Genomic DNA, 23,079 nt, shown 5'->3' with positions numbered 1-23,079 from the left:
GAAAATAAGGATTGATTAAGATAGCTAAAAAGCTTTCTCACAACGCATACGTGTCCATTATGAGAAAGCCACATTTTTATTATTTTCAGTCTATAATTTATATTTAGGCATTGTAAATAACTAGTCGGTACGCTGGTACCTTTGACTTAGTATTTATTTTCAGATGCCTTAAGTAATCTAATCTTTAAAACTTTTGTATAACTTATATATGTGAAAGCTAAAAATATTTTTTACTTTTACCTAGATCATATACGCTTTCTAAAGCTTCACCAAAACGTTGATAGTGTATAATTTCTCTGGCCCATAAGAATTTTAAAACATCTTTTACGTCGTGATCATCTGTTAAGTCTATAAGATGTTCATAGGTAGCCTTAGCTTTCTGTTCAGCAGCCATATCTTCATGAAGATCTGTTATGGCTTTATCTGAATTGGCAAAATAGGCTGCTGTGAAGGGAACACCGTTTGCATCTGTTGGGAACAAACCATTACCATGTTGAGAATAACTACCTCCTAGTCCGGCAGCTTCCATCTCTTTAGGAGTTGCATCTTTGGTAAGCTGATAAACCATAGCACAAATTATTTCAACATGAGCTAATTCTTCTGTACCAATGTCTGTTAGAAGACCTTTAGTTTTACCTGTGGGCATTGTATAACGCTGATTTAAATATCTTAGGGAAGCAGCTAATTCGCCATCAGGACCGCCATACTGAGTTACTAGGAATTTAGCCATTCTTATATCTTTATTTTTTATTTTTACTTTGTGTTGTAAATTTTTTGAGTAATTCCACATAATTTATTATCCTCCTATTTATATTCTATTCTCCGCTTTCCCAAGGCCAAGGTTCATCAATCCATGCCCATGGATATTTGCTTTCAGCGCCGCCAAAGTTGGTTAATGGAGCATATTTACTTTCATACACACTTATTACTGCCTTTAAATCGCGAGTTATATTATTATAATCATTTAGCGCAGGTTTACATTCAGGATGTGTATCTAAATACAAATTTAAATCCAAAGCAGCAAATTTAAGTTCACGAATAGTATTCATTAATTCTTCACGGGATAGATCTTTTAATGCTTTTGCCATTTTAATTCCTCCAATTTTACAGTCTAGGATAGTTAAGATTTATATTAGGAAATATGCTTCCTCTTTTTAAACCTTCATTAAGTGGTAATAAACCAACATAAGTTTGAATTGGCATATAAGCTCTGGCCAATTCTAAATTATTGGGATTGTAACCACAACCTGAGGAGCTAATTGCAGCGTTATTGTCCGAAGAATTAGCTGCAACATTGTTATTAGGAATTTTAGGATTACTATTTAAATTATTGGGTATTTTAGGGTTAGGATTACTATTTGCATTGCTTGGATTCCAATTTGTATTATTATATATATTAGTGTAAGGATTTTTCTCCGTATATCTCATCATATCTGGATTTATACAAGGAAAGAAATTTTCATACATTATATTTTCACCTCTTAAATTTAACTTACAATAATAGAATATTCATAATAGGAAAAATATGTGTAATAAAAAATAAAAGTGTTAGCAGTAGACTTGTAAAAAAGTTTATTGAATTAAAAAAGCAGTTGTGGAAAGAATATTTCTTAAGTAATAATTTCGATATGGATACATTTGACCATATTTTGAGTAATGGCATAATAATATTAATAAAATGTAATTTGTGATTATTAGAAAAATAAATTATCAATGAATCTTACTCAGTGGTAGTTTGTATTCCCACTGAGTTTAGATGAATTATCCAGGGACGTGCCAGTGTTATCTCCACCTTTAGAAGGTGGAGTGTTACAGTGGCTAGTCATCGGATAAATTTTGTTTTCCATATTTATAAGTATATTATTAAAAATATTGATAATTCTGTAAAAAAGAATGTTATGGTATATTGCATATTTTTTTATGTTGTATTATAATTATTAATATAAAGAAAAAGAATATTAATTAATAATAATTGTTAATTAATGTGAAGATTAAGCTACTAAGTAAGTTAATATTATTAGTAACATGAAAAATTCTTCTTATATAAATATATGGTGGTGATTGTGACATGAAAGAAGAAAAGCAATTGGATTTGGTTATAATCGGAGCAGGTCCAGCAGGACTTACGGCTGCAATTTATGCACTAAGAGCTAAACTAAATACTATAGTTTTAGAAAATGAACTTGTAGGAGGACAGATTAGAGAAACCTATACAGTAGAAAATTTTCCGGGATTTGATGTTATATCAGGAGCTGATTTAGCAGATAATATGGAAAAACATGCTAAAAAAGTTGGAGCAGATATAAATGAATTTGGTAATATACAGAGAGTTAAATTAACAGATGATGAAAAAATTATAGAAACAGATGATACTATATATAAAACCAAAGCGGTAATAATAGCTACAGGAGCAAAAGCTAGAAATTTGCCCATACCAGAGGAAGAAAAATTACATGGAAAAGTTATTCATTACTGTGAACTCTGCGATGGTGCTCTATACCAAGGTAAAGATGTAGTTGTTGTAGGTGGTGGAAATTCCGCTATAGAGGCAGCTATATTCTTAACAAAATATGCGAAAAACATTACTATAGTACATCAGTTTGATTATTTCCAGGCACAAAAATATTCTCAGGATGAATTATTTAAGCATAATAATATAAAAATAATATGGGATAGTGAAATAAGAAATATTGTTGGAGAAGATAAAATTGAGAAAATAATAATTGAGAATATAAAGACAAAGGAAAAAAGTGATTTGAAAGCAGATGGAGTATTTGTTTATATTGGCTATGAGCCTAAGACTGAACTCTTTAAGGATTATATAAATATAAATAAATGGGGATATATAGAGACTGATGAAAATATGGAAACTAATATAAAAGGCGTATTTGCAGCCGGTGACGTTAGAAATAAAACAATAAGACAGCTTACTACAGCAGTTAATGATGGCACTATTGCCGCATTAATGGCTGAAAAATATATTGGAGGTAAATAATATGATTAAAATATATTCAACACCAACATGTCCATGGTGCAAGAAAACTAAGGAGTATTTAAAATCAAAAAGTATAGATTTTACTGATGTAAATGTAGCAGATGATATGAAAGAAAGAGAAGAAATGCGTAGTTTGTCAAATCAATCAGGTGTACCTGTTATTAATATAGATGGAAATATTATAGTTGGATTCAACAAAGGTGAAATAGATAAATTGATAAAAGATAAAGCTACAGTATAGCAGTACTGTTTTTGTATTTGAAAATAATCATTAAAATAAACTAAGTATTCATTTTAAGATATCTTATAAAAACAAAGGAGGCGATTTTATGGAAAGACTAGTGGGAAAAGCAGCACCGGAATTTAAGATGAATGCTGTCAAGGGCGATGGTAGTGGTTTTACTGAGATTAAACTAGGCGATTATAAAGACAAATGGTTGGTAATGTTTTTTTATCCTTTAGATTTTACTTTTGTTTGCCCAACAGAGATTACAGGCTTTAGCAAAAGAGCTGAAGAATTTAGAGATTTAAAAGCGGAGCTATTAGCAGTAAGTTGTGACAGTCAGTATTCTCATGAAGCTTGGATTAAGCAAGATGTGAAAGAAGGTGGACTTGGTAAAATTAATTTTCCTATTGCTTCTGATAAAACAACTGAAGTAAGCGAAAAATATGGGGTACAAATAAAAGAAGAGGGTATTGCCCTAAGGGGATTGTTTATAATTGATCCTGAGGGAATAGTAAGGTATTCTGTTATACACGATCTTAATGTGGGGAGAAGTGTTGACGAAACGCTCCGTGTATTAAAGGCTTTCCAAAATGGAGGATTATGTGCAGTGGATTGGCATGAGGGAGATCCTAACCTATAGATGTAGTATTTTACTATATGTATATTTTATCTAAACTTGGTGGGTATTATCTATTATTCACTAAGTTTAGATAATTTTCTTAAATATAGATTTTTAGTCATGATAAGGTAGAAATATTTATTTAATTATTGTAATATAAAATAAAGTACATTAAAAATTTTACTAAGGTATTGGAGGAATTTTTATGAAAAAATATACATGTGTAGTATGTGGTTATATTTACGACCCAGAAGATGGAGATCCAGATAATGGAGTAAATCCTGGAACAGCTTTTGAAGATATCCCTGAGGATTGGGTATGTCCTTTATGTGGAGTAGGTAAGGATCAGTTCGAAGAAGTAGAAGAATAGGAAAATTAAAGGCCAGCAGCATTTGTTGCTGGCCTTTAATGCTATATTTGTACATCTACATTATATAATCTTAGCCATGTATCTACTTGAATAAGATAGGCTATGAGCTGAGGACCTGTCATCAATTGACCATACCATGGTTTTTTATAGGATTCTCCTCCAGTTTTCACAATTTCTCTTACTACAGATAAATCAATTAATTGAAGTATAGGAGAATTGGGATCATCTAAAATATTATCTAGCCATTTTTGAACTATTTTAGTGTAGTTAGGGTTATGAGTTTTAGGATATGGACTTTTTTTCCTGTAAATAATATCCTCAGGAAGTATTCCCTTTAAGGCTTTTCTTAGAATACCCTTTTCTCTATCGCCATAAAAACGTATTTCTGGAGGAATATTAAAAGCATATTGAACTAACCTATAATCGGCGAAAGGAATTCTTACTTCTAGATTACTTGCCATGCTCATACGATCATTTCTAGTGAGCAAAGTAAGCATAAACCATTTCATGTTAAGATAGAAAAGCTCTCTCATTCGATGAGCATAGTTGCTTTCGCCGTCAAGATGTGGAACTTGTTTTAGTGTATTTTCATAGTGATATCTTACATAGCTATCTAGGTCAAGTTTTTTTAAATCACCACTTAGTATTTTAGTCCTTTCACTGACAGATTTTGACCATGGAAAGGTATTTGCATTTATATCTTCTGCTCTTCTATACCAAGGATATCCACCAAATATTTCATCAGCACATTCACCTGATAAAGTAACAGTTTTTTCCTTTCTCACAGCTTTACAGAAAAGGTAGAAAGAAGAGTCTATATCTGCCATTCCCGGTAAATCATTGGCCTTCACTGCATCAACTAGAGCATCAGCTAAATCCTTATTACTATTTACTATGCCATGATGATTACTGCCTATAAATTCATGCATTTTTATGGCCCATTCACTGTCGGAGTTAGGTTGAAATTCGTTTGCCTTAAAATATTTTGAATTATCTTCATAATCTATTGAATAAGTATCTAAAATTTTCCCATGTTTTTTAAATTCCTCTGCTGTGAAAGCAGAAATGGCACTAGAATCCAGACCGCCGGATAGGAAAGTGCCAACAGGTACATCTGAAACAAGCTGTCTTTTTACGGCATCTCCCAGTAAATTTCTTAAATGCTCAGCTGTTTCTTCTACATTTTCTGTATGGGGTTCACTTTTCAATTTCCAGTATTCCTCAACTTTAAAGCCATAAGGAGTATATATTCCACAATGTGCTGGTGGTATTTCATATATATCTTTAAATACGCCGCTATCTGGAGCACGACCTGGCCCAAGACCAAATATCTCAGTTAAGCCTTCTCTAGTTAATATAGGCTTTACGTCTGGATGAGCAAGCACTGTTTTGATTTCCGATCCAAATATAATAGAATTGTTTTTTATGCTATAAAATAAAGGTTTTACGCCAAGAGGATCTCTTGCTAAAAATAGGCTTCTATTTTTTTCATCCCAAATTCCAAAGGCATAAATTCCGTTAATATACTCCACACATTTATATCCCCAATGAATATAAGCTGTTAATAATACTTCGGTATCCGAATAAGAATCAAATTGGTAGCCTTCTGCTATAAGCGTTTTTCTTAAATCTTCTGTATTATATAATTCTCCATTATATACTAGTACGAATTTATTATTATTTAAGGTTTTTATCATAGGTTGTTTTCCGCCTGAAGGATCAACAACAACTAATCTTCTATGACCTAGAAGTGTATGTTTTGAAAGATAATATCCTAGCTCATCAGGTCCCCTTTGTTTTAAGGTATCAGTCATGTTTTCTATGATATATTTATTATATAATATATTTTCTTTAAAATTAACCCAGCCTGCAATTCCACACATTATATCAATCTCCATTATTATTAGTAATATATAATACATTGTATGATATATGCTTAATATTAGTTACGAGGAATGAGAAAGTATTAGGCACATTCAAATAATTATACAATCATCTCTCACTTACTATTTATTTTCACGCCTTATAGAAGACAATTTACTAATAACAAAATATTTTTATTTAATTATGAATATTTATTCTAGTTTAGGAGCAATTTGATTATATATTACATATATTTTATTAAAGATGAAATATTTTAAATATAATGAGATAGTATTATTACATCTATTATAGGTTAATTGCTTTGAAAATAGGTGTAAGTAGTTGACATATATTGAATCAAATATTATAATTTTCGTGTAAATAAGCTTAATAAATTAGAAATATGTCAATAATATCTATATATAATCTAAGATAATTATCAATTATGAAATGACATGTATGAATAAATGGATTTAATAATAAATAAAAATTTACATTATGTATAGTATTTATATAAAAAATATTTTAAAATTAATATATAAGAGTTTTCAAGTAGGCTTAGAGGGGTTCTATATGTTAAAATGGATTAGTATAGTTTTTACTACCTTAATCTTAAATCTTATCATATTTTGAACATTTCTATGGCAGCAAGTGTAATAATACCAACTGTCCTTTCGCCCTTTAAATTATTAGGGAAGAAAGGTCTTTTATTTATGATTTTGTAGGAGGAAGAAAAATGGAAAATGTACTTATAAAAGAGCTTTATAGAGAGATAGAAAAGTACAATGAGAAAGATATAAAAATATCAGGCTGGGTGAGGACTATAAGAGCATCCAACGCCTTTGGATTTATAGAGTTAAATGATGGAAGCTTTTTTAAAAATATTCAAATTGTCTTTGAAAGAAGTCTTGAAAATTTTAAAGATATATGTAAAATTTCTATCAGCTCTTCATTGGATATAGAAGGTATTGTAGTTCTAACTCCAGAAGCAAAACAACCTTTTGAAATACATGCAAAAAATATTATCATAGAAGGAAATTCTAGTGTGGATTATCCTCTACAGAAGAAGAGACATACATTAGAGTATTTGAGAACAATTGCACATTTAAGACCAAGGAGTAACACTTTTTCAGCAGTATTTAGGGTACGTTCTTTAGCTGCCTTTGCAATACATAAGTTTTTTCAGGATAAAAACTTTGTATATGTTAACACTCCTATAATTACAGGTAGTGACTGTGAAGGTGCAGGAGAAATGTTTGAATTAACTACTTTGGATTTAAACAATATTCCTAAAAATAATGATGGAGAAGTAGATTATTCAAAGGACTTTTTTGGAAAAGAAACAAATCTTACTGTCAGTGGTCAGCTTTCAGCAGAAAGTTTTGCACTTGCTTTTAGAAATGTTTACACCTTTGGGCCAACTTTTAGGGCTGAGAATTCATATACCGGGAGGCATGCAGCGGAATTTTGGATGATTGAGCCTGAAATAGCATTTGCAGACCTTGAAGATGATATGATACTTGCAGAAGCTATGGTGAAATATGTTATAAATTATGTCATGGAAAATGCTCCAGAGGAAATGGAATTTTTTAATAAATTTGTAGATAAAACTCTTTTTGATAGATTGCAGAATGTAGTAAATTCGGATTTTGGTAAAATAACTTATACTGAAGCCATAGATATACTTGAAAAATCAAATGAAAAATTTCAGTATGAGGTTAAATGGGGAATTGATCTTCAGACTGAGCATGAAAGATATTTAACTGAGAAGGTATTTAAAAAACCTCTATTTGTAACGGATTATCCGAAAGACATAAAGGCTTTTTATATGAGAATTAACGATGACAATAAAACTGTAGCAGCAGCAGACTTACTTGTACCAGGAATAGGTGAAATAATAGGGGGAAGCCAAAGGGAAGAAAGATTAGATGTCCTTGAAGCTAGAATGTCAGAATTAGGACTTAATAAAGAAGACTATTGGTGGTATTTAGAACTTAGAAAGTATGGGGAAACAAAGCATGCTGGCTTTGGTCTAGGTTTCGAAAGAATTATAATGTATATAACAGGAATGACAAATATAAGAGATGTAATACCATTCCCTAGAACTACGGGTTCAGCAGAATTTTAGTATATGTTTACAGTTGAATTGTTAATAATTTTATATTATCTCCAATTAGGCAAGTAATTTTTATGATTTAAAAATTACTTGCCTAATTATTATTTTTTGTAGTTTATTAGCGTTTTAATATAATTTTGAATAAGAAAAACTATATATATTTAAATGATAAATTGACAAATAATATAATTTATTATACATTATTGTAATTTTTATCCGATGACTAGCCGCTGTAACACTCCACCGCACACAGCGAAAGCGATTCACACAAAATCTAAGATTTTGGTTCTCTGCTTTTCTAAAGGTGGAGATAACACCGGCACGTCCCTGGATAATTCATCTAAACTCAGTGGGAATACAAACTCCCACTGAGTAAGATTCATTGATGATTTAACGCCGACTTAACCAAATGAAAAGATTCACTTAACATTGACAGTATAAACTATTAACTGTCGGACAGCTTTAACTGTCTGACAGATATGAATTAAAAGGAGGTTAGATTTTATTATGATAAATGAAAATAAAATAAATATAACTGCACATGCAGGCTGTATGGGAACAAAAATGGATAGTATAGAAGCAGTTGAAGAAGGAATAAAACATGGAGCAGATATTATAGAAATTGATTTAAATATTGATGCAAATGGAAATTTAGTTCTTTGCCATGATAAGCCAAAGGCATTTGGAAAGTATCTAAGACTGGAAGAAGTTCTGGAAATAATAAAGAGGGAAGAGACTGTGTTATTAAATGTTGATATTAAAGATACTAAATTACTTGCCAAACTCAACAACACTATTTTAGGTTTTGGTTTGAAGGACAGAGTATTTTTTACCGGGCTTGACTACCAGTCGTTAATTGATAGTATGGAAATTCTTAAAGGAGCAAATTACTTCATAAATTTAGGTATTCCTAAGCTAAATGTAACAGAGTTAAGCAATAAGGACTATTTAAATAGACTGATTGATGAATTAGAATCCTTAAACATTTTGGGGGTAAACATAAATTACAGACTTGTAACACCTGAATTAATAAATGTTTGCAAAGAAAGAAAAATGATGTCCTCTATATGGACAGTTGATGATAATGAAAATATGAAGAGAATGATAGATTTAGAGGTGAACTCCATAACAACAAAGAGAGTAGATGTTTTAAAAAATTTAATATCAGAAATTAAAGATGATAGAGGGTGATTATATGAACAGTGTAAAGAGATTATACTATACTCTGGGAAAGAAAAATTTTTTTGGTTATTGTCTATTTGGAATTTTTTTAATATTTTTCTTTTTTCCAATTTTACATCTTATAATGCTAGCCTTTGGAGAAAGTTATCAATATCCATCCTTTCTCCCACAGGCATTTTCCTTTAAATGGTGGGGGTTTGTATTGAGTCAAGATGATTTAGCGGGAGCTGTGATGCTTTCATTCTTACTTGCAATAATAACCACTGTATTATCAATAATAATATGTATACCAGCAGCCTATGCTTTTGCCAGATATGATTTTCCCTTAAGAAGAGTGTTTTTATTTTCTTTTTTAATATCTAATGCATTTCCTAAAATAGGATTGTATATAATGATTGGTGTTGTATTTTTTAAATTAAAGCTTATGGGAACCCTGTTGGGGGTTATTTTAGTACACATTGTAAATACATTGATGTTTATGACCTGGATACCTGCAGGAGCATTTAAAAGTATACATAAACAGCAGGAAGAAGCAGCACGAGATGTTGGAGCCACCGCATGGCAAACCTTTAGGCACATTACATTACCTTTAGCGCTGCCTGGAATTATTACAGCATCTATATTTACTTTTTTAGCATCTATGGAAGAAGCACAGGGTACTTTACTTATAGGTATGCCGGATATAAAAACAATACCAGTTGCAATGTATTCAATAATAATAGATTACCCTGCAACAGCTGGTGCAGTATTAGCCTGCATATTAATTATTCCTACTGTTATACTTTTGTTCATTTTAAGAAGATTTTTGGGTGCTGATGCATTATCAAGCGGATTTAATATGAAATAATTTTTGATGGAGAGGTATTTATGAATAAAAAAAATAGTGAAACAAAGATTAAATTATCTCTAAAAGAATTGACAAAAAAATATTCAAATGGAGATGGTGTGGAGGGAATTAACCTTAACATATACGAAAGCGAGCTTTTGACAATGCTCGGACCTTCTGGCTGTGGAAAAACTACTATACTCAGGGCTATAGGTGGATTTATTGAGGCAGATTCAGGAAAAATAATATTAGATGAAGTAAATATAGAAAACCTACCACCTGAGAAAAGACCAACAGTTATGGTATTTCAAAGCTATAATCTTTGGCCCCACATGACAATATTCGAGAATTTGGCCTTTGGTTTAAAACTTAGAAAAATTGATAAGAAACAAATACAAAGTGAAATAAAAGAAGTTTTGGCGTTGATAAGAATGGAGGGAGTAGAAAAAAAGTATCCATCTCAACTATCAGGTGGTCAGCAACAGAGAATAGCAATAGCAAGAGCTTTGCTGTTAAAGCCATCAGTGCTGTTATTGGATGAACCATTTTCAGCCTTAGATGCTAAAATTCGTGCTCAAATGAGAGAAGAATTAAAGAAAATTCAATCAGAATTAGGTATAACTATTGTATTTGTTACTCATGACCAAGAAGAAGCTATGACTCTTTCAGACAGAATAGTAGTTATGAATAAAGGTGTTTTTGAACAAATTGGAACACCTGAGGAAATATATGATAATCCTAAATCAAAATTTGTTGCGGAATTTATAGGCAATATGAACTTTATAGAAGAAGAGGACAAGATAATTGCCGCTAGGCCAGAAAATACAATTATAAACAAAAATGAAATAGGCGACTATTTTGGAGATATAGTAAACAGTGTGATTTTAGGACATTTTGTAGAAATAAGTGTAGCTACAGATAAGGGAATAATAAAAGCATTTTTGTCAAGAGAAGAAGCAAAGGCTTTCTCACAGGGTGACAGAGTAGGAATAAGTTTTAGGAGTAATCACAGTTTTAATAAATAGTTTCCAAATAAATTTATATAAATAGATTATTTAAAAAGGAGATTAAATTATGTTAAAGAAAAAAATTTTATCACTTGCAATTACAGCAGCGGTTTCAGTTTCATTTTTAGCTACCGGTTGTGGAGCTTCTAACCAAAATTCTACTCAAAGTTCCTCAATTAAACCAGCTACAATTAATCTTTATTCCGGTGGATCGGAAAACGTTAGGACAACTTGGGAACAGGTAATAAAAGCCTTTAAGGCAAAATATCCTCAGATTACTGTTAATCTTCAATTTATAGCTTCAGGTCCAAGTGCACAATCTGCTGTAGACAAAGAAATAGCTTCTGAAAAAGCTGGTGAGACAGAAACAGATATGGACATTGTAGAAGTTTCAGATAGTGATATTGCCAAATTATTTAAGGCAGCAGGAAAAGATTCCGTTGTTACCTTGAGCAAAGATAAAATTCCAAATATGAAAGATATAAAATTTCAATCATCTGTGGGACAGGATAAAGCTCTTGTCTTTAGAGGTACAACAGTTGTACTAGCATATAATTCAGATAAAGTAAAAGATGTTCCAAAAACAGATAAAGAATTATATGATTGGATAAAGTCACATCCTGGAAGATTTGCTTATAATGACCCAACAACAGGAGGTTCAGGGGATGCATTTTTAATTACTTCAGTATATAATAGTTTACCTCAGGAGGCTATCACTTCAGATGATCCAAAGTGGGAACAACAATGGGATACAGGCTTTAACTTATTAAAGGAGCTTCATCCATATATGTATAAAGCTTCTGGAAAGGTTCAATATCCAGTAAAAAATCAAGGAACTTTAGATTTATTAGCAAATGGACAAGTAGATATGATACCAGCTTGGGCAGATATGGCACTTGATCAATTATCTAAGGGTACTTTACCAAAATCAATTAAAATTACTCAAATCAGTCCTTCCTTTATTGGCGGTGTGCAATCATTGGTGATTCCAGCTAAGAGTAAAAATAAAGAAGCATCAGAAATATTCTTGAATTTTGTAGCTTCAAGTGATGGCCAAAAGGTATTTATGGATTCAATGAAGGCTTTACCTATAATTGACACTTCAAAGCTTCCAAAGGAATCTGTTGATATGCTTGCTGGCTTAAAAATTAAGGACTTTAGAGCAAATTCTTTAGGTGATTTAAGTAAAGATATACACAAACGCTGGCAGGATCAAATCGCTACTTTAAAGTAATATTTAAATAGTATTCAGAAGTTTTGTTGTGTCTTATGTGATGAGGCACAACAAAGCTATTTACGGAGGGTTTTATGAAGAAAAATAGTAAACTAAAAGCCTTATTATTTGTATTACCGTCTTTTGCTGTAATGCTAATGGTTATCATAGTTCCAATAATTAATTCTGCTGTACTCAGTCTATATAATGAGAAAGAGAACAAGTATGATTTTTCTAATTATATAAGCATACTTACTGATAAAAATCAGATTGATAATATTAAATATACACTATATATTGTAATAGTTACAGTTGTTTTGTGTATAAGCATTTCTCTGCTGCTTGCAATTTATTTGAGATTCAGTAAAAGCAAAATTGCAGCATTGATAGAAAAAATATATATAATACCAAAATTCATTCCTGGAATAGTGGCTGTATATGCTTTAATGTTGATAATTAAAGACGTAGGGGCAATCAACAGATTTTTACTGATGTTTGGAATAGATTTTAAACCTGGTTTAATGTTTACCCCTAATGGTATAATTATTGTTAACTTATGGTTTAATATTCCTTTTGCTACCATGCTAATACTTTCTGATTTAACTAAAATATCTCCTTCAATAATTGAGAGTGCAAGAGATGTGGGAGCAAATAAATTAAGAATATTGATGGAGATAATACTTCCACTAACTTACAGATCCTTATTAATAGCTGCAACCTTTGTATTCATGGGAAACATAGGGGAATTTACAACACCATATTTAATGGGAACTAATGCTCCAAGAATGCTAGGCGTAGCTCTGCAGCAGGAATTTAATGTGTTTACCAATTACCCAAGAGCAGCTGCTATGTCTGTAATGATGTTCATACTATCAGCTGTTGTGGGATTTTTCTACATTTCTTCCATGATGAAAGAGGATAAGTGGGTATCTTAAGGAGAAATAGCGAATTATCTAGAAATACACTTCAGTTAACTTCTTTTTAAGAAAAAGGGTTTTACGGTTAATTGTCAGATGTAATATCAGTAAAACTACCATTATTTCTCATATGGTAGTTTTACTGTTAATCAAAATAAATTATAAGGCGTGATAAAAAAGTGGAAAAAATTTTGGACTTAGCTTTAACTGTAAATAAAAGTGATATAAAGTCTCATAAAAGTATTAAATTCAATATTGATAAAGAGGCAGAAATTCTAAAGATAGAATTTGATTACTTTCCTAAGGTTGTAAAAGAATCGGAGGATATAATAAATGCTTTTGAAAATCGCAGTTCAAATTTAAGTTATGAAGAAATTAGTTCTTTGAAGGAAAAATTTATAAGAGGAGAGGAAGAGTTAAAAAATTTAGCTACGCTGTCTCTTTATTCTAAAGATGAATACATTGGATGTGCTCATAGACACGTAGGAAAACAGACAATAATTATATCATCAAAGGAAAGTACTGCAGGTTTCATAAAAACTCCAATAAAATCTGGACAGTGGGAAATAGTTATATCTCTGCATGGAGTATTTATTGATAATATGCAAATTTTTGTAAAGGCATTTACTGAAATTTAATTTAGAAAATAATCCGGCAAAACGTTGATAATATTTAATTGTCTTCATAAAAAATTTACAAGTAAACCTAATGATATGATGCTTAGAAAGATTATTTGCTGCATACAGGTTGAACAAAAAAGAACTTATGGAAAGGAAAATGATGAATGAGTTTTAAATGGATAAAAATGCACACCCATACCCATACATTAAATTCAGATGGAAAAGATAATTTAAAGGATATGGCTTATGCTGCAAAAGAATCCTCTGTAGAGGCAATGTTTTTAACAGATCATAATACCATGGCAGCTTGGCAAGGTGGCGATGCTATTTCAAAGGAAACAGGTGTTAAGATAATAAAGGGCATTGAGTATACTACTTTTTACGGACATATTGTTGTAGTTGGAGCTCCCTATTATAGATGGGAAACCCTAACTATTAAATCCTTGAATGAACTTGCAGACTATGTTCATAAATATAATGGAATAATAGGAATTGCCCATCCTAAGGGAATTGATGACCCTGTATGTACTGGAGGAGGCTACAGCTTTGAAGATGTGGATTTCAGCAAAATTGATTTTATTGAAGTTTGGCATGGAGTAACTGATAAGTTTAATGAGTGGAAAAAAAATAAAGAATTTTGGGAAAATAAACTAAATGAAGGAAGAAGCATTACAGCTGTTTATGGTGGAGATTTTCATAGAAAAGAGCATTTTCAAGAAAGTAATGCATTTAATTGGCTATTGATTGATGAGGCACAGGAGCTGGAAGAGGCGATTGTTGACGCAATAAAAGCTGGCAGAGTAGTTATGTCAAAGGGACCACGTTTCAATATGGAATTTGAAAAAGATATGGAAAGTTATAATATGGGTGAAACAATTAAGTCAGAAAGTGATGGTATTTTATATAATGTTTTTTTTGATATAGATTGGACAACTATTGAAGGAAATATAGTAATAAACTTAGTAGACAATTTAGGAAGGATAAAGGAAGTTAAATGCAGTAGAAACAGTAAAACGAATATTAAAATGAATGGAGATATTAGCATTAAATGGATAAAAGCAGAAATAATTAATGAAATAAATAAGGAAATTTTGGCAGCTTGTAATCCAATATATTTTGAATATATTTGATACCATAAAACGTTTACTTATGTGGAAAGTGGTAAAATAAGAATTTTTAGTTTGGGGGATAGAATGATAAAATGATAGATGATAACTTAATGTTTTTAGGTACTGGTGCTGCAGAGGGGATACCCAACCCTTTATGTGGCTGTAAAGTTTGTCAGAATGCAAGAAAAATTGGTGGTAGAGAGTTAAGGCTCAGAAGTTTGTTCAGAATAAATAAAAGGGTTCAAATTGATTTTGGACCTGATGTATTGGCTGCATCAATGAAACATAGCTTAGATATGACTGAACTCAAAGATATACTGATAACTCATACCCATAGTGACCATTTATGTTTATCTGAACTATTGCTAAAGGAAATGGTATATGGAGATGCTGGAGAAAAAATAAGTATTTATTTAAGTCAAAGTGGACACCAGTGGATTAAGGAACAATTAAAAGCCTTTAGAATGGGAGAGAGTAATTTTGCTAATTCACCTGTCATAAAAGATAAGATGGTAGAATTCGTACCACTAGAATATTATAAAGAGTATGAAATAGAAAATCTGAAGGTTGTTCCATTAAAGGGAGCTCATTATGGATTTGGAATAAATGAAAATTCTAATAATTATTTTATAACTTTGGAAGATGGCAGGAGATTATTCTATGGTGTTGATACAGGATATCCTCTAACTGAGACAATAGAATATTTAAAAGAAAAATATATAGATTTATTAATCATGGAATGTACCTTTGCAGGAGAAATAAGAAAAGAGGATAAGCCTTTTGGTCATTTAGATCTCATAAGTTTGATAAAAGTTTTAGAGGTGTTTTATGATAATGGTACTGTAGATAGTAATACAAAAATATATTTAACTCATATAAATCATAAGCATGACCTTACGCATGCATTGTTAGAAAAAGAAGTAAAAAAATATAGCAAATTTCAAATAACAGTGGCCTATGATGGACTAATAATAGATTAGGAACAATCTAATAATACATAAATTTCAGAACTATATTTACTGCTAGAAATATTAACGAAAGAAGTGAATACCTTGCTTTATTTAAAAATAAAACAGCAACTAGAAAATATGATTAAAGATGGTGTATTTAAGGAAGGGGACAAGTTGCCCACAGAACCATTACTTGCAAAACAGCTGCAGGTTTCAAGGTCCACCTTAAGAGAAGCAATAAAACTTTTGCAAAGGCAAGGGGTTTTAATATCAAAAAATGGAGTTGGAACCTATGTAAATAAAAACAGAGGGGTAATAAATAGTTCCCTAAATAAGCTGCAAAGTACTAAAACCATGATAAATAATACTGGAATTGTTACATCCGAGGGGAATATGAAGGTATATGAAAGGGATACAATTGAGGAGTGGAGTGAGAAGTTAAATTCGGATGAGAATGTAGTTATTATTAAAAGAACAAGGAAGAATGGAGATATAAATCTTGCATATACTTTTAATATATTTCCAAAGAGTATAGCAGGAGACTTTTTCTCTGAAGGTATAACTGGTTCCTTGTTACATTTTTTAAAAGATAAAATGAATGTAAATATAAGCTATGCGTTGAGTGAAATATGTCTGCCAGATGGCAGCAGTATTTTTGATAAGAAAGCAATGGCAAAGCTTGGGGACAAGACAATGCTGTTAAAGCAGCTTCATTTTGATGAAAATGATTTACCTATTTTTTATTCCTATGATTACATGAATAATAGCTATATCAAATTTTACGTAAAAAGAGATAGGGAAGTGTAGTTAAGAAAATAAATGCAATACACTTTTGCTACTTCAAGAAAATGAAAAAAATCGTATATATTGAGGATTTAGTACTAATAAATAGTGATAGAGTAAAAGAAGGAATATATGTTTATAACACAAATTCCTTCTTTCTAAGCATAATATTAACCCTATATAAATTTAGTCTTTCTTTGGAAACCATCCTTTTTCTACTCTTTTTCTCTGCTTAAGGATTTCTAATATGCCCCATAAAAATGTCATAGCAATGATTCCAAGAATACCTGAAACTAATACATTTTTGCATATAATATTATATTATCTTAACATGAAAGATATTTATTGTAACTTAAAGATGTTTGCAGCGTATTATTTTAAAATATCTCATATTCAGTCTTTTATAATGCTTATAAATATCAACTATTTTCTTATCTGTCCGTTACCATATATTATATATTTTATAGTTGTTAATTCATTTAACCCCATAGGTCCTCTTGCATGGAGTTTTTGAGTACTTATGCCGATTTCTGCTCCAAAACCAAATTCTCCTCCATCAGTGAATCTTGTAGAGGCATTTACGTATACAGCAGCTGAATCTACTTCTTTTAAAAAGCGCTGAGAAGCTTCATAACTTTTTGTTATTATGGCTTCGGAATGTTTTGTACTGTACTTATAAATGTGGTCTAATGCTTCATCTAAAGAATCAACTACTTTTACAGCCAATATTAAATCTAAGAATTCTATTTCATAATCTTCTTCAGAAGCAGGCTTTGCATAAGGAAGTATTCTTTGAGTTTCTTTGCAGCCTCTTATTTCCACACCTAAGTCTTTTAAAGTGTTTCCAAGCTTAGGCAGGAATTCTTCAGCCACTGACTTATGAACAAGTAATGTTTCCATAGCATTACAAACAGCAGGTCTTTGAGTTTTTGCATTTACTATTATATCTTCAGCCATTTGGAGATCAGCGTCACTGTGGACATAAACATGACAGTTTCCAACACCAGTTTGGATTACAGGTACAGTAGAATTGTTTACAACATTATTAATTAAACCAGCGCCACCTCTTGGAATTAGTACATCTACATATCTATTAAGTTTCATAAGAATATTTACCGCTTCTCGTTCAGTTATATCTATAAATTCAATGGAACCCTCTGGAAGGCCTGCTTTAATTGCCGCATCATTAATGGTTTTATAGACTTCTAGATTAGAATTTATAGCTTCACTGCCACCTCTTAGAACAACTGAATTACCACTTTTAAGACATAATGCTGCAGCATCAACTGTTACATTTGGTCTTGCTTCATAAATTATACCTATAGTGCCGAGAGGTACTTTAATTCTACCTATATTTAAGTTATTTGGTCTCTTCCACATACCAGTAACTTCACCTATTGGATCAGGTAGTGCAGCTACGCTTCTAAGACCATCTGCCATGCCAGCTATTCTTTTTTCATTTAAGGTCAATCTATCAATAAGTGCTGTGGTAGTGCCAGCTTTCTTAGCATTTTCTACGTCTATACTATTTGCCTTTAAAATATTATCTTTGTTTTTTTCTAAGGCTTCAGCCATAGCTATTAATGCATTGTTTTTTATATTAGTATCTAAAGTACTAAGTTTTCGTGCAGCTAAACTAGCATTTTTAGCTTTTTCAATTACATAATCATTAATATTCATTTATTAACCTCCATTATTGTAAATATTCTATTTTTGAGCAGAAAAAAGTGTACCTATTTCTTTATTTGAGATTATATTTTTTATTATATTGTCATCAGAACCATTTGCAATTATCATTGATACACCATGCTCTACTGCAATTTTTGCAGCTTTTATCTTGGTATACATGCCACCAGTACCAAGCTTTGAACCAGAACCACCACAAAAATTTTCAATTTCTTTAGTTATTTCATCCACATGAGATATAAGTTTAGCATTTTTATTAGAATGGGGATCTGAATCATATAAACCGTTGATGTCGGAAAGAAGTATGAGTAAGTCTGCATCAATTATAGTTGAAACCAGGGCGGACAGAGTATCATTATCCCCAAATTTTATTTCATGAATTGCAATGGCATCATTCTCATTTACTATGGGGATAACCCCTTGCCTTAAAAGTTCATTGAAGGTATTTTTAGCATTACTGTATCTCGTCTTATTGGTTATATCATCTTTAGTAAGTAAAATTTGAGCAACTATTTGGCCATACTCTGCGAAGAATTTTTCATAAATGTGAAGAAGAATACCTTGGCCAATTGCAGCAGCTGCCTGCTTTTCAGGTATAGTTTCGGGTTTTGTCTTTATTCCTAGTTTTGCAGTACCAACACCAATGGCACCAGAAGTTACTAGAATTACTTCTTTACCTTGATTGTGAAGATCTGAAAGCTGTCTTGCTAGTTTATCTATTCTATCAAAATTTAGCAGCCCATTTTCATGAGTAAGGGTTGAAGTACCTACTTTTACTACAATTTTTTTTGCTCTATCTATATGTTCTTTTCTAGTATTCATTTTTATACCTATGTAAAAGCCAATTAAGCTTTATCCTTTCAATTACGAATTAAAGAATTAAGTTTACTCGTAAAACTTTGTAAAAATATGTGATATAATTATATCACAGTAACAGGTATTTTTTCAATGTATAAGAGGAGGCACAAAGATGACTAAGAATATAGGATTTATAGGATGTGGAAATATGGCAAAGGCTATGATAGGTGGTATTGTAACTTCCAAGCTTTATTCTCCACAAAAAATAATGATAAGTAATCCATCAAATCCATCGTTACAAGAGGTTAAGGAGAAATTTAAGGTAACAACTACCAATGATAATTTAAAAGTGGCAGAGTTCGCTGATATATTAATACTTTCGGTTAAACCTAATAAATATGCCCATGTAATTGACAAGATTAAAGCTTTAGTTAAAAGCAATGTGGTTATTGTATCTATAGCAGCTGGAATGAGTATAGAAAACATTAAAAATTATTTTGGAAGAGACATTAAGATTATAAGAGCAATGCCGAATACGCCAGCACTTGTGGGTGAGGGGATGGCATCTCTATGTAGAAACAGAAATGTAACAGATGATGAAATGAATTTAGTAGTTGATATCTTTAGAGCCTTTGGTGAAGCTGAAATTGTAGAAGAGAGATTGATGGATGTAGTAACCAGTGTAAGTGGATCTTCTCCAGCTCTTGTATACATGTTTATAGAGGCCTTGGCTGATGGTGGCGTATTAGAGGGATTACCTAGAGAAAAGGCATATAAAATGGCTGCACAAGCGGTACTTGGGTCAGCTAAAATGGTACTGGAAACAGGTAAGCATCCAGGACAGCTTAAAGATGAAGTTTGTTCTCCTGGTGGTACAACAATAGAAGCTGTGTATAGCCTTGAAAAAAATAAATTTAGAGGTGCTGTAATAGAAGCGGTTAAGGTATGTACTGAAAAGGCCAAGAATATGTAATAAATTGTATATAACTAAAGCTTATGAATAGGTATACTATTTTATAATAAATCTGAAACTACATATAGTAATTTATGAAAAAATTATATCTTTAAAATTATATAAAAATATTCCTTGTCTTAGAGACAAGGAATATTTTTATATTGTTAAATTTATTTTATAGACTGAATAACAATTCACCATAAGTTGGTAATGGCCAGAATTCTGCACCTACTATTGCTTCAAGTTTATCTGCAACTTCTCTTAATTCACCCATTTTTTCAAATACGTCAAATTTATAGAAGTGAGCAGTATCGTAAGCATCTTCTAAACCTTGAGCTTTTTCCACTGAAGCTTCTAAATCAGCTATTTTAGTCTTTAATGAACCAGCTAATTCAGCTACTTCAGAAAGTATTTCAGTTTGAACTTTAGCGTCCACACCAGCAGCTTTTACAGCAGCAACTGATTTAGCTAAACTAGTTTCAAATTTAATAACAGCAGGTAAAATTTGACGTTTTGCTATTAAAATTGCTGTTTCAGCTTCTATGTTTATAGTAGTAGCATAATTTTCAAGAATAACTTCATAACGTGCATGTGATTCAGTTGAATCTAATACATTATGTTTTTCAAGTAAAGTTACATTCTTATCAGCGATTAAAGCCTTTGCAGCTTCCACAGTAGTTTTTACATTTGGAAGACCTCTTTTTTCAGCTTCAACTACCCATTCATCTGAATAACCATTTCCGTTGAATATAACTTTTTTATGTTCTTTAACTGTTTCAGTAAGAATAGCTTGAATTTCAGCTTTTATATCAGATGCTTTTTCTAATCTATCTGCTACTTCAGAAAGTACTTCAGCAACTGATGTATTTAAAACAATGTTAGGACCAGCAATATTTCCTGAAGATGGTACCATTCTGAATTCAAATTTATTTCCTGTAAATGCAAATGGTGATGTTCTGTTTCTGTCAGTTGCATCTTTAACAAGTACTGGAAGTGTTAAAGCTCCAAGAGATAAGTTTCCAGTAGTTTTTGAAGTAGTAGCAGCTCCTTTTTCAAGTTGTTCTATTACATCTTCTAATTGATCACCTAGGAATATGGAGATAATTGCTGGAGGAGCTTCATTAGCACCTAGACGATGATCGTTACCAGCATTAGCAGCTGACAATCTCAATAAATCTGCATATTCATCTACAGCTTTTATAACTGAAGTTAAGAATAATAAGAATTGAGTATTTTCATGTGGTGTTGTACCTGGATCAAGAAGGTTCTGACCATCGTCAGTGCTCATTGACCAGTTGTTATGTTTACCTGATCCGTTTATACCCGCAAAAGGTTTTTCATGAAGTAGGCATACCAAACCATGTCTTAATGCAACTTTCTTCATAAGATCCATTGTAACTTGATTGTTATCAGTTGCAACATTTGTTGTACCAAATATTGGAGCTAATTCAAATTGTGCAGGAGCAACCTCATTATGTTTAGTTTTAGCTGGTATTCCAAGCTTCCAAAGTTCTTCATCAAGTTCTTTCATGTAAGAAGAAACTCTTTCTTTTAGTGTTCCAAAATAATGATCATCAAGTTCCTGACCTTTTGGAGATTTTGCACCAAATAAAGTTCTGCCAGTGTATATAAGATCTTGACGTTTATTAAATAATTCCTTAGTAACTAAGAAATATTCTTGTTCAGGTCCTACAGTTGTTATAACTTTTTTTGTAGTAGTGTTTCCAAGTGCAGTTAAAACACGAACAGCCTGTTTTGATAAAGCTTCCATTGAACGAAGAAGAGGTGTCTTTTTGTCAAGTGCTTCACCTGTATATGAAATAAAAGCAGTTGGAATATATAGAGACCCATCTTTTACGAAAGCAGGAGATGTTATATCCCATGCAGTATAACCTCTAGCTGAACAAGTAGCTCTGATTCCACCAGAAGGGAAAGAAGATGCATCTGGTTCTCCTTTGATTAATTCTTTACCAGAAAACTCTAATAATAATTTACCATCACCAGTTGGAGAGATAAAAGAATCATGTTTTTCTGCTGTAGTTTCAGTTAATGGTTGAAACCAATGAGTGAAGTGAGTAGCGCCTTTTTCTACAGCCCAATCCTTCATTGCAGAAGCTATTACGTTTGCTGAATCTAAATCAAGAGCAAGACCCTTTTCTATTGCCTTTTTATAAGCCTTGTATGTGGCTTTAGGAAGACGTTCCTTTATAACTGAATCACTGAATACATTTGAACCAAAAGTTTCGACTAAATTGCTCATTACAAAATCCCCTTTCATTATTAGGCATTCTCAAAAAAATAATCAGTCAGTATGTGTTAGTATATTCTTCATAACATTGTGTTTATAGAAACCTAAGATATTCTTAGAGAATCTGTTTTTCTGTCTCATGAAAAACATACCACATATCTTTCAGGCTATTTATTTTCAAATGTCTTAGAAAATATCAAAAATATTAAAAATAATAGTGTTAAATTAATTTAGAGATAAGAGAAACTAAATTAGTACCTCTAATAAATTTATCATATGTATAATAATAAAATATAAAATTATATTATGAAATAAATATCAGTAATATTGTTAATTATAATATAATTATTAAAGATATACAATATAAGTTGTAAATTTTTTAGTTAAAGTTAATGAAAAATGAAATTATGTTAAATCCAAATGAAAATACTCTAAATTGACCCCAAATAAGACTTGATATCCATCAATTAACAAATTTTACTTCAGATATTTTAAAATAACTTCTTTTCTACATCATTAATATTTACTTAATAGTTAAAATTCATGCACAATATTATCCATATTTTGCATCGGAATTTTCAAAATTGTAATAATTT

General features: G+C 31.3%; 23 protein-coding genes. 15 read left to right on the top strand and 8 right to left on the bottom strand.

Annotated features, from left to right (window positions below):
* Positions 1-217 precede the first annotated feature (217 nt).
* The 3 genes from ABF633_RS01180 to ABF633_RS01170 are packed head-to-tail and all read right to left on the bottom strand — an operon-like array spanning position 218 to position 1,467.
* A complete protein-coding gene (locus tag ABF633_RS01180; RefSeq protein WP_415521193.1) occupies positions 218-790 on the bottom strand; it encodes a manganese catalase family protein in 573 nt (190 codons plus the stop codon).
* Between the two features lie 25 nt (positions 791-815).
* Positions 816-1,088 carry a spore coat protein CotJB gene (locus tag ABF633_RS01175; RefSeq protein ID WP_415521191.1) on the bottom strand — a complete coding sequence of 91 codons (273 nt, stop codon included), beginning with the start codon at positions 1,086-1,088 and terminating at the stop codon, positions 816-818.
* A gap of 16 nt (positions 1,089-1,104) precedes the next feature.
* Positions 1,105-1,467, bottom strand: a complete 363-nt coding sequence (locus tag ABF633_RS01170) for a spore coat associated protein CotJA (RefSeq protein ID WP_415521189.1) — start codon at positions 1,465-1,467, stop codon at positions 1,105-1,107.
* Positions 1,468-2,068: 601 nt separating this feature from the next.
* On the opposite strand from ABF633_RS01170, the gene trxB reads away from it, so the two are divergent.
* The 4 genes from trxB (at position 2,069) to rd (ending at position 4,210) form a co-directional block, all read left to right on the top strand.
* Complete coding sequence (gene trxB, locus ABF633_RS01165; protein ID WP_415521187.1) at positions 2,069-2,995, top strand: thioredoxin-disulfide reductase; 927 nt, start codon at positions 2,069-2,071, stop codon at positions 2,993-2,995.
* A gap of 1 nt (position 2,996) precedes the next feature.
* Complete coding sequence (locus ABF633_RS01160) at positions 2,997-3,236, top strand: glutaredoxin family protein (protein ID WP_415521185.1); 240 nt, start codon at positions 2,997-2,999, stop codon at positions 3,234-3,236.
* A gap of 88 nt (positions 3,237-3,324) precedes the next feature.
* Positions 3,325-3,861 carry a peroxiredoxin gene (locus ABF633_RS01155; RefSeq protein ID WP_415521183.1) on the top strand — a complete coding sequence of 179 codons (537 nt, stop codon included), beginning with the start codon at positions 3,325-3,327 and terminating at the stop codon, positions 3,859-3,861.
* Positions 3,862-4,045: 184 nt separating this feature from the next.
* Positions 4,046-4,210 (top strand): rubredoxin, encoded by a 165-nt coding sequence (rd, locus tag ABF633_RS01150; RefSeq protein WP_015617599.1) that lies wholly within the window; start codon positions 4,046-4,048, stop codon positions 4,208-4,210.
* 41 nt (positions 4,211-4,251) lie between these two features.
* Here the strand turns inward: rd and asnB are convergent, their stop codons facing one another.
* Positions 4,252-6,093: an asparagine synthase (glutamine-hydrolyzing) gene (gene asnB / locus ABF633_RS01145; protein ID WP_415521181.1), complete on the bottom strand. Its 1,842-nt coding sequence runs from the start codon at positions 6,091-6,093 to the stop codon at positions 4,252-4,254.
* A 716-nt stretch (positions 6,094-6,809) separates the two neighbouring features.
* Here asnB and asnS point away from each other — a divergent pair.
* From asnS to ABF633_RS01095, 10 genes are all read left to right on the top strand, one after another.
* Complete coding sequence (gene asnS, locus ABF633_RS01140; RefSeq protein WP_415521179.1) at positions 6,810-8,201, top strand: asparagine--tRNA ligase; 1,392 nt, start codon at positions 6,810-6,812, stop codon at positions 8,199-8,201.
* A 495-nt stretch (positions 8,202-8,696) separates the two neighbouring features.
* Entirely contained in the window at positions 8,697-9,380 is a 684-nt protein-coding gene (locus ABF633_RS01135) for a glycerophosphodiester phosphodiesterase (protein ID WP_415521177.1), read from the top strand.
* 4 nt (positions 9,381-9,384) lie between these two features.
* Positions 9,385-10,218, top strand: a complete 834-nt coding sequence (locus ABF633_RS01130; RefSeq protein ID WP_415521175.1) for an ABC transporter permease — start codon at positions 9,385-9,387, stop codon at positions 10,216-10,218.
* Between the two features lie 20 nt (positions 10,219-10,238).
* Positions 10,239-11,222 (top strand): ABC transporter ATP-binding protein, encoded by a 984-nt coding sequence (locus ABF633_RS01125; RefSeq protein WP_415521173.1) that lies wholly within the window; start codon positions 10,239-10,241, stop codon positions 11,220-11,222.
* Between the two features lie 49 nt (positions 11,223-11,271).
* Entirely contained in the window at positions 11,272-12,438 is a 1,167-nt protein-coding gene (locus ABF633_RS01120) for an extracellular solute-binding protein (RefSeq protein ID WP_415521171.1), read from the top strand.
* Between the two features lie 74 nt (positions 12,439-12,512).
* Positions 12,513-13,352, top strand: a complete 840-nt coding sequence (locus ABF633_RS01115) for an ABC transporter permease (RefSeq protein ID WP_415521169.1) — start codon at positions 12,513-12,515, stop codon at positions 13,350-13,352.
* A gap of 161 nt (positions 13,353-13,513) precedes the next feature.
* Positions 13,514-13,972, top strand: a complete 459-nt coding sequence (locus ABF633_RS01110; RefSeq protein ID WP_415521167.1) for a hypothetical protein — start codon at positions 13,514-13,516, stop codon at positions 13,970-13,972.
* Between the two features lie 146 nt (positions 13,973-14,118).
* Positions 14,119-15,084 carry a CehA/McbA family metallohydrolase gene (locus ABF633_RS01105; protein ID WP_415521165.1) on the top strand — a complete coding sequence of 322 codons (966 nt, stop codon included), beginning with the start codon at positions 14,119-14,121 and terminating at the stop codon, positions 15,082-15,084.
* Positions 15,085-15,155: 71 nt separating this feature from the next.
* Positions 15,156-16,043, top strand: a complete 888-nt coding sequence (locus tag ABF633_RS01100; protein ID WP_415521163.1) for an MBL fold metallo-hydrolase — start codon at positions 15,156-15,158, stop codon at positions 16,041-16,043.
* A 72-nt stretch (positions 16,044-16,115) separates the two neighbouring features.
* A complete protein-coding gene (locus ABF633_RS01095) occupies positions 16,116-16,820 on the top strand; it encodes a GntR family transcriptional regulator (protein ID WP_415521161.1) in 705 nt (234 codons plus the stop codon).
* A 162-nt stretch (positions 16,821-16,982) separates the two neighbouring features.
* On the opposite strand, the gene ABF633_RS01090 is transcribed toward ABF633_RS01095, so the two are convergent.
* The 3 genes from ABF633_RS01090 to proB all read right to left on the bottom strand — a co-directional run bounded on the left by ABF633_RS01090 (position 16,983) and on the right by proB (position 19,304).
* Complete coding sequence (locus tag ABF633_RS01090) at positions 16,983-17,108, bottom strand: DUF4491 family protein (protein ID WP_415521331.1); 126 nt, start codon at positions 17,106-17,108, stop codon at positions 16,983-16,985.
* Positions 17,109-17,219: 111 nt separating this feature from the next.
* Entirely contained in the window at positions 17,220-18,476 is a 1,257-nt protein-coding gene (locus ABF633_RS01085; protein ID WP_415521159.1) for a glutamate-5-semialdehyde dehydrogenase, read from the bottom strand.
* Positions 18,477-18,503: 27 nt separating this feature from the next.
* The gene (proB, locus tag ABF633_RS01080) at positions 18,504-19,304 is read right to left on the bottom strand and encodes a glutamate 5-kinase (RefSeq protein ID WP_415521157.1); all 801 of its coding nucleotides are present in this window, start codon (positions 19,302-19,304) and stop codon (positions 18,504-18,506) included.
* A gap of 148 nt (positions 19,305-19,452) precedes the next feature.
* Here proB and proC point away from each other — a divergent pair, with 148 nt between their 5' ends.
* Entirely contained in the window at positions 19,453-20,253 is an 801-nt protein-coding gene (gene proC, locus ABF633_RS01075; RefSeq protein ID WP_415521155.1) for a pyrroline-5-carboxylate reductase, read from the top strand.
* Between the two features lie 157 nt (positions 20,254-20,410).
* Here the strand turns inward: proC and ABF633_RS01070 are convergent, their stop codons facing one another.
* Positions 20,411-22,495 (bottom strand): glutamine synthetase III, encoded by a 2,085-nt coding sequence (locus ABF633_RS01070; RefSeq protein ID WP_415521153.1) that lies wholly within the window; start codon positions 22,493-22,495, stop codon positions 20,411-20,413.
* Between the last annotated feature and the right edge of the window lie 584 nt (positions 22,496-23,079).

It is taken from the genome of Clostridium sp., from assembly GCF_047718555.1.
In the GTDB taxonomy this organism is placed as follows: Bacteria; Bacillota; Clostridia; order Clostridiales; family Clostridiaceae; genus Clostridium_I.
The sequence above is the reverse complement of the archived record's forward strand: the minus strand, read 5'-3'. Positions and strand labels throughout refer to the sequence as shown.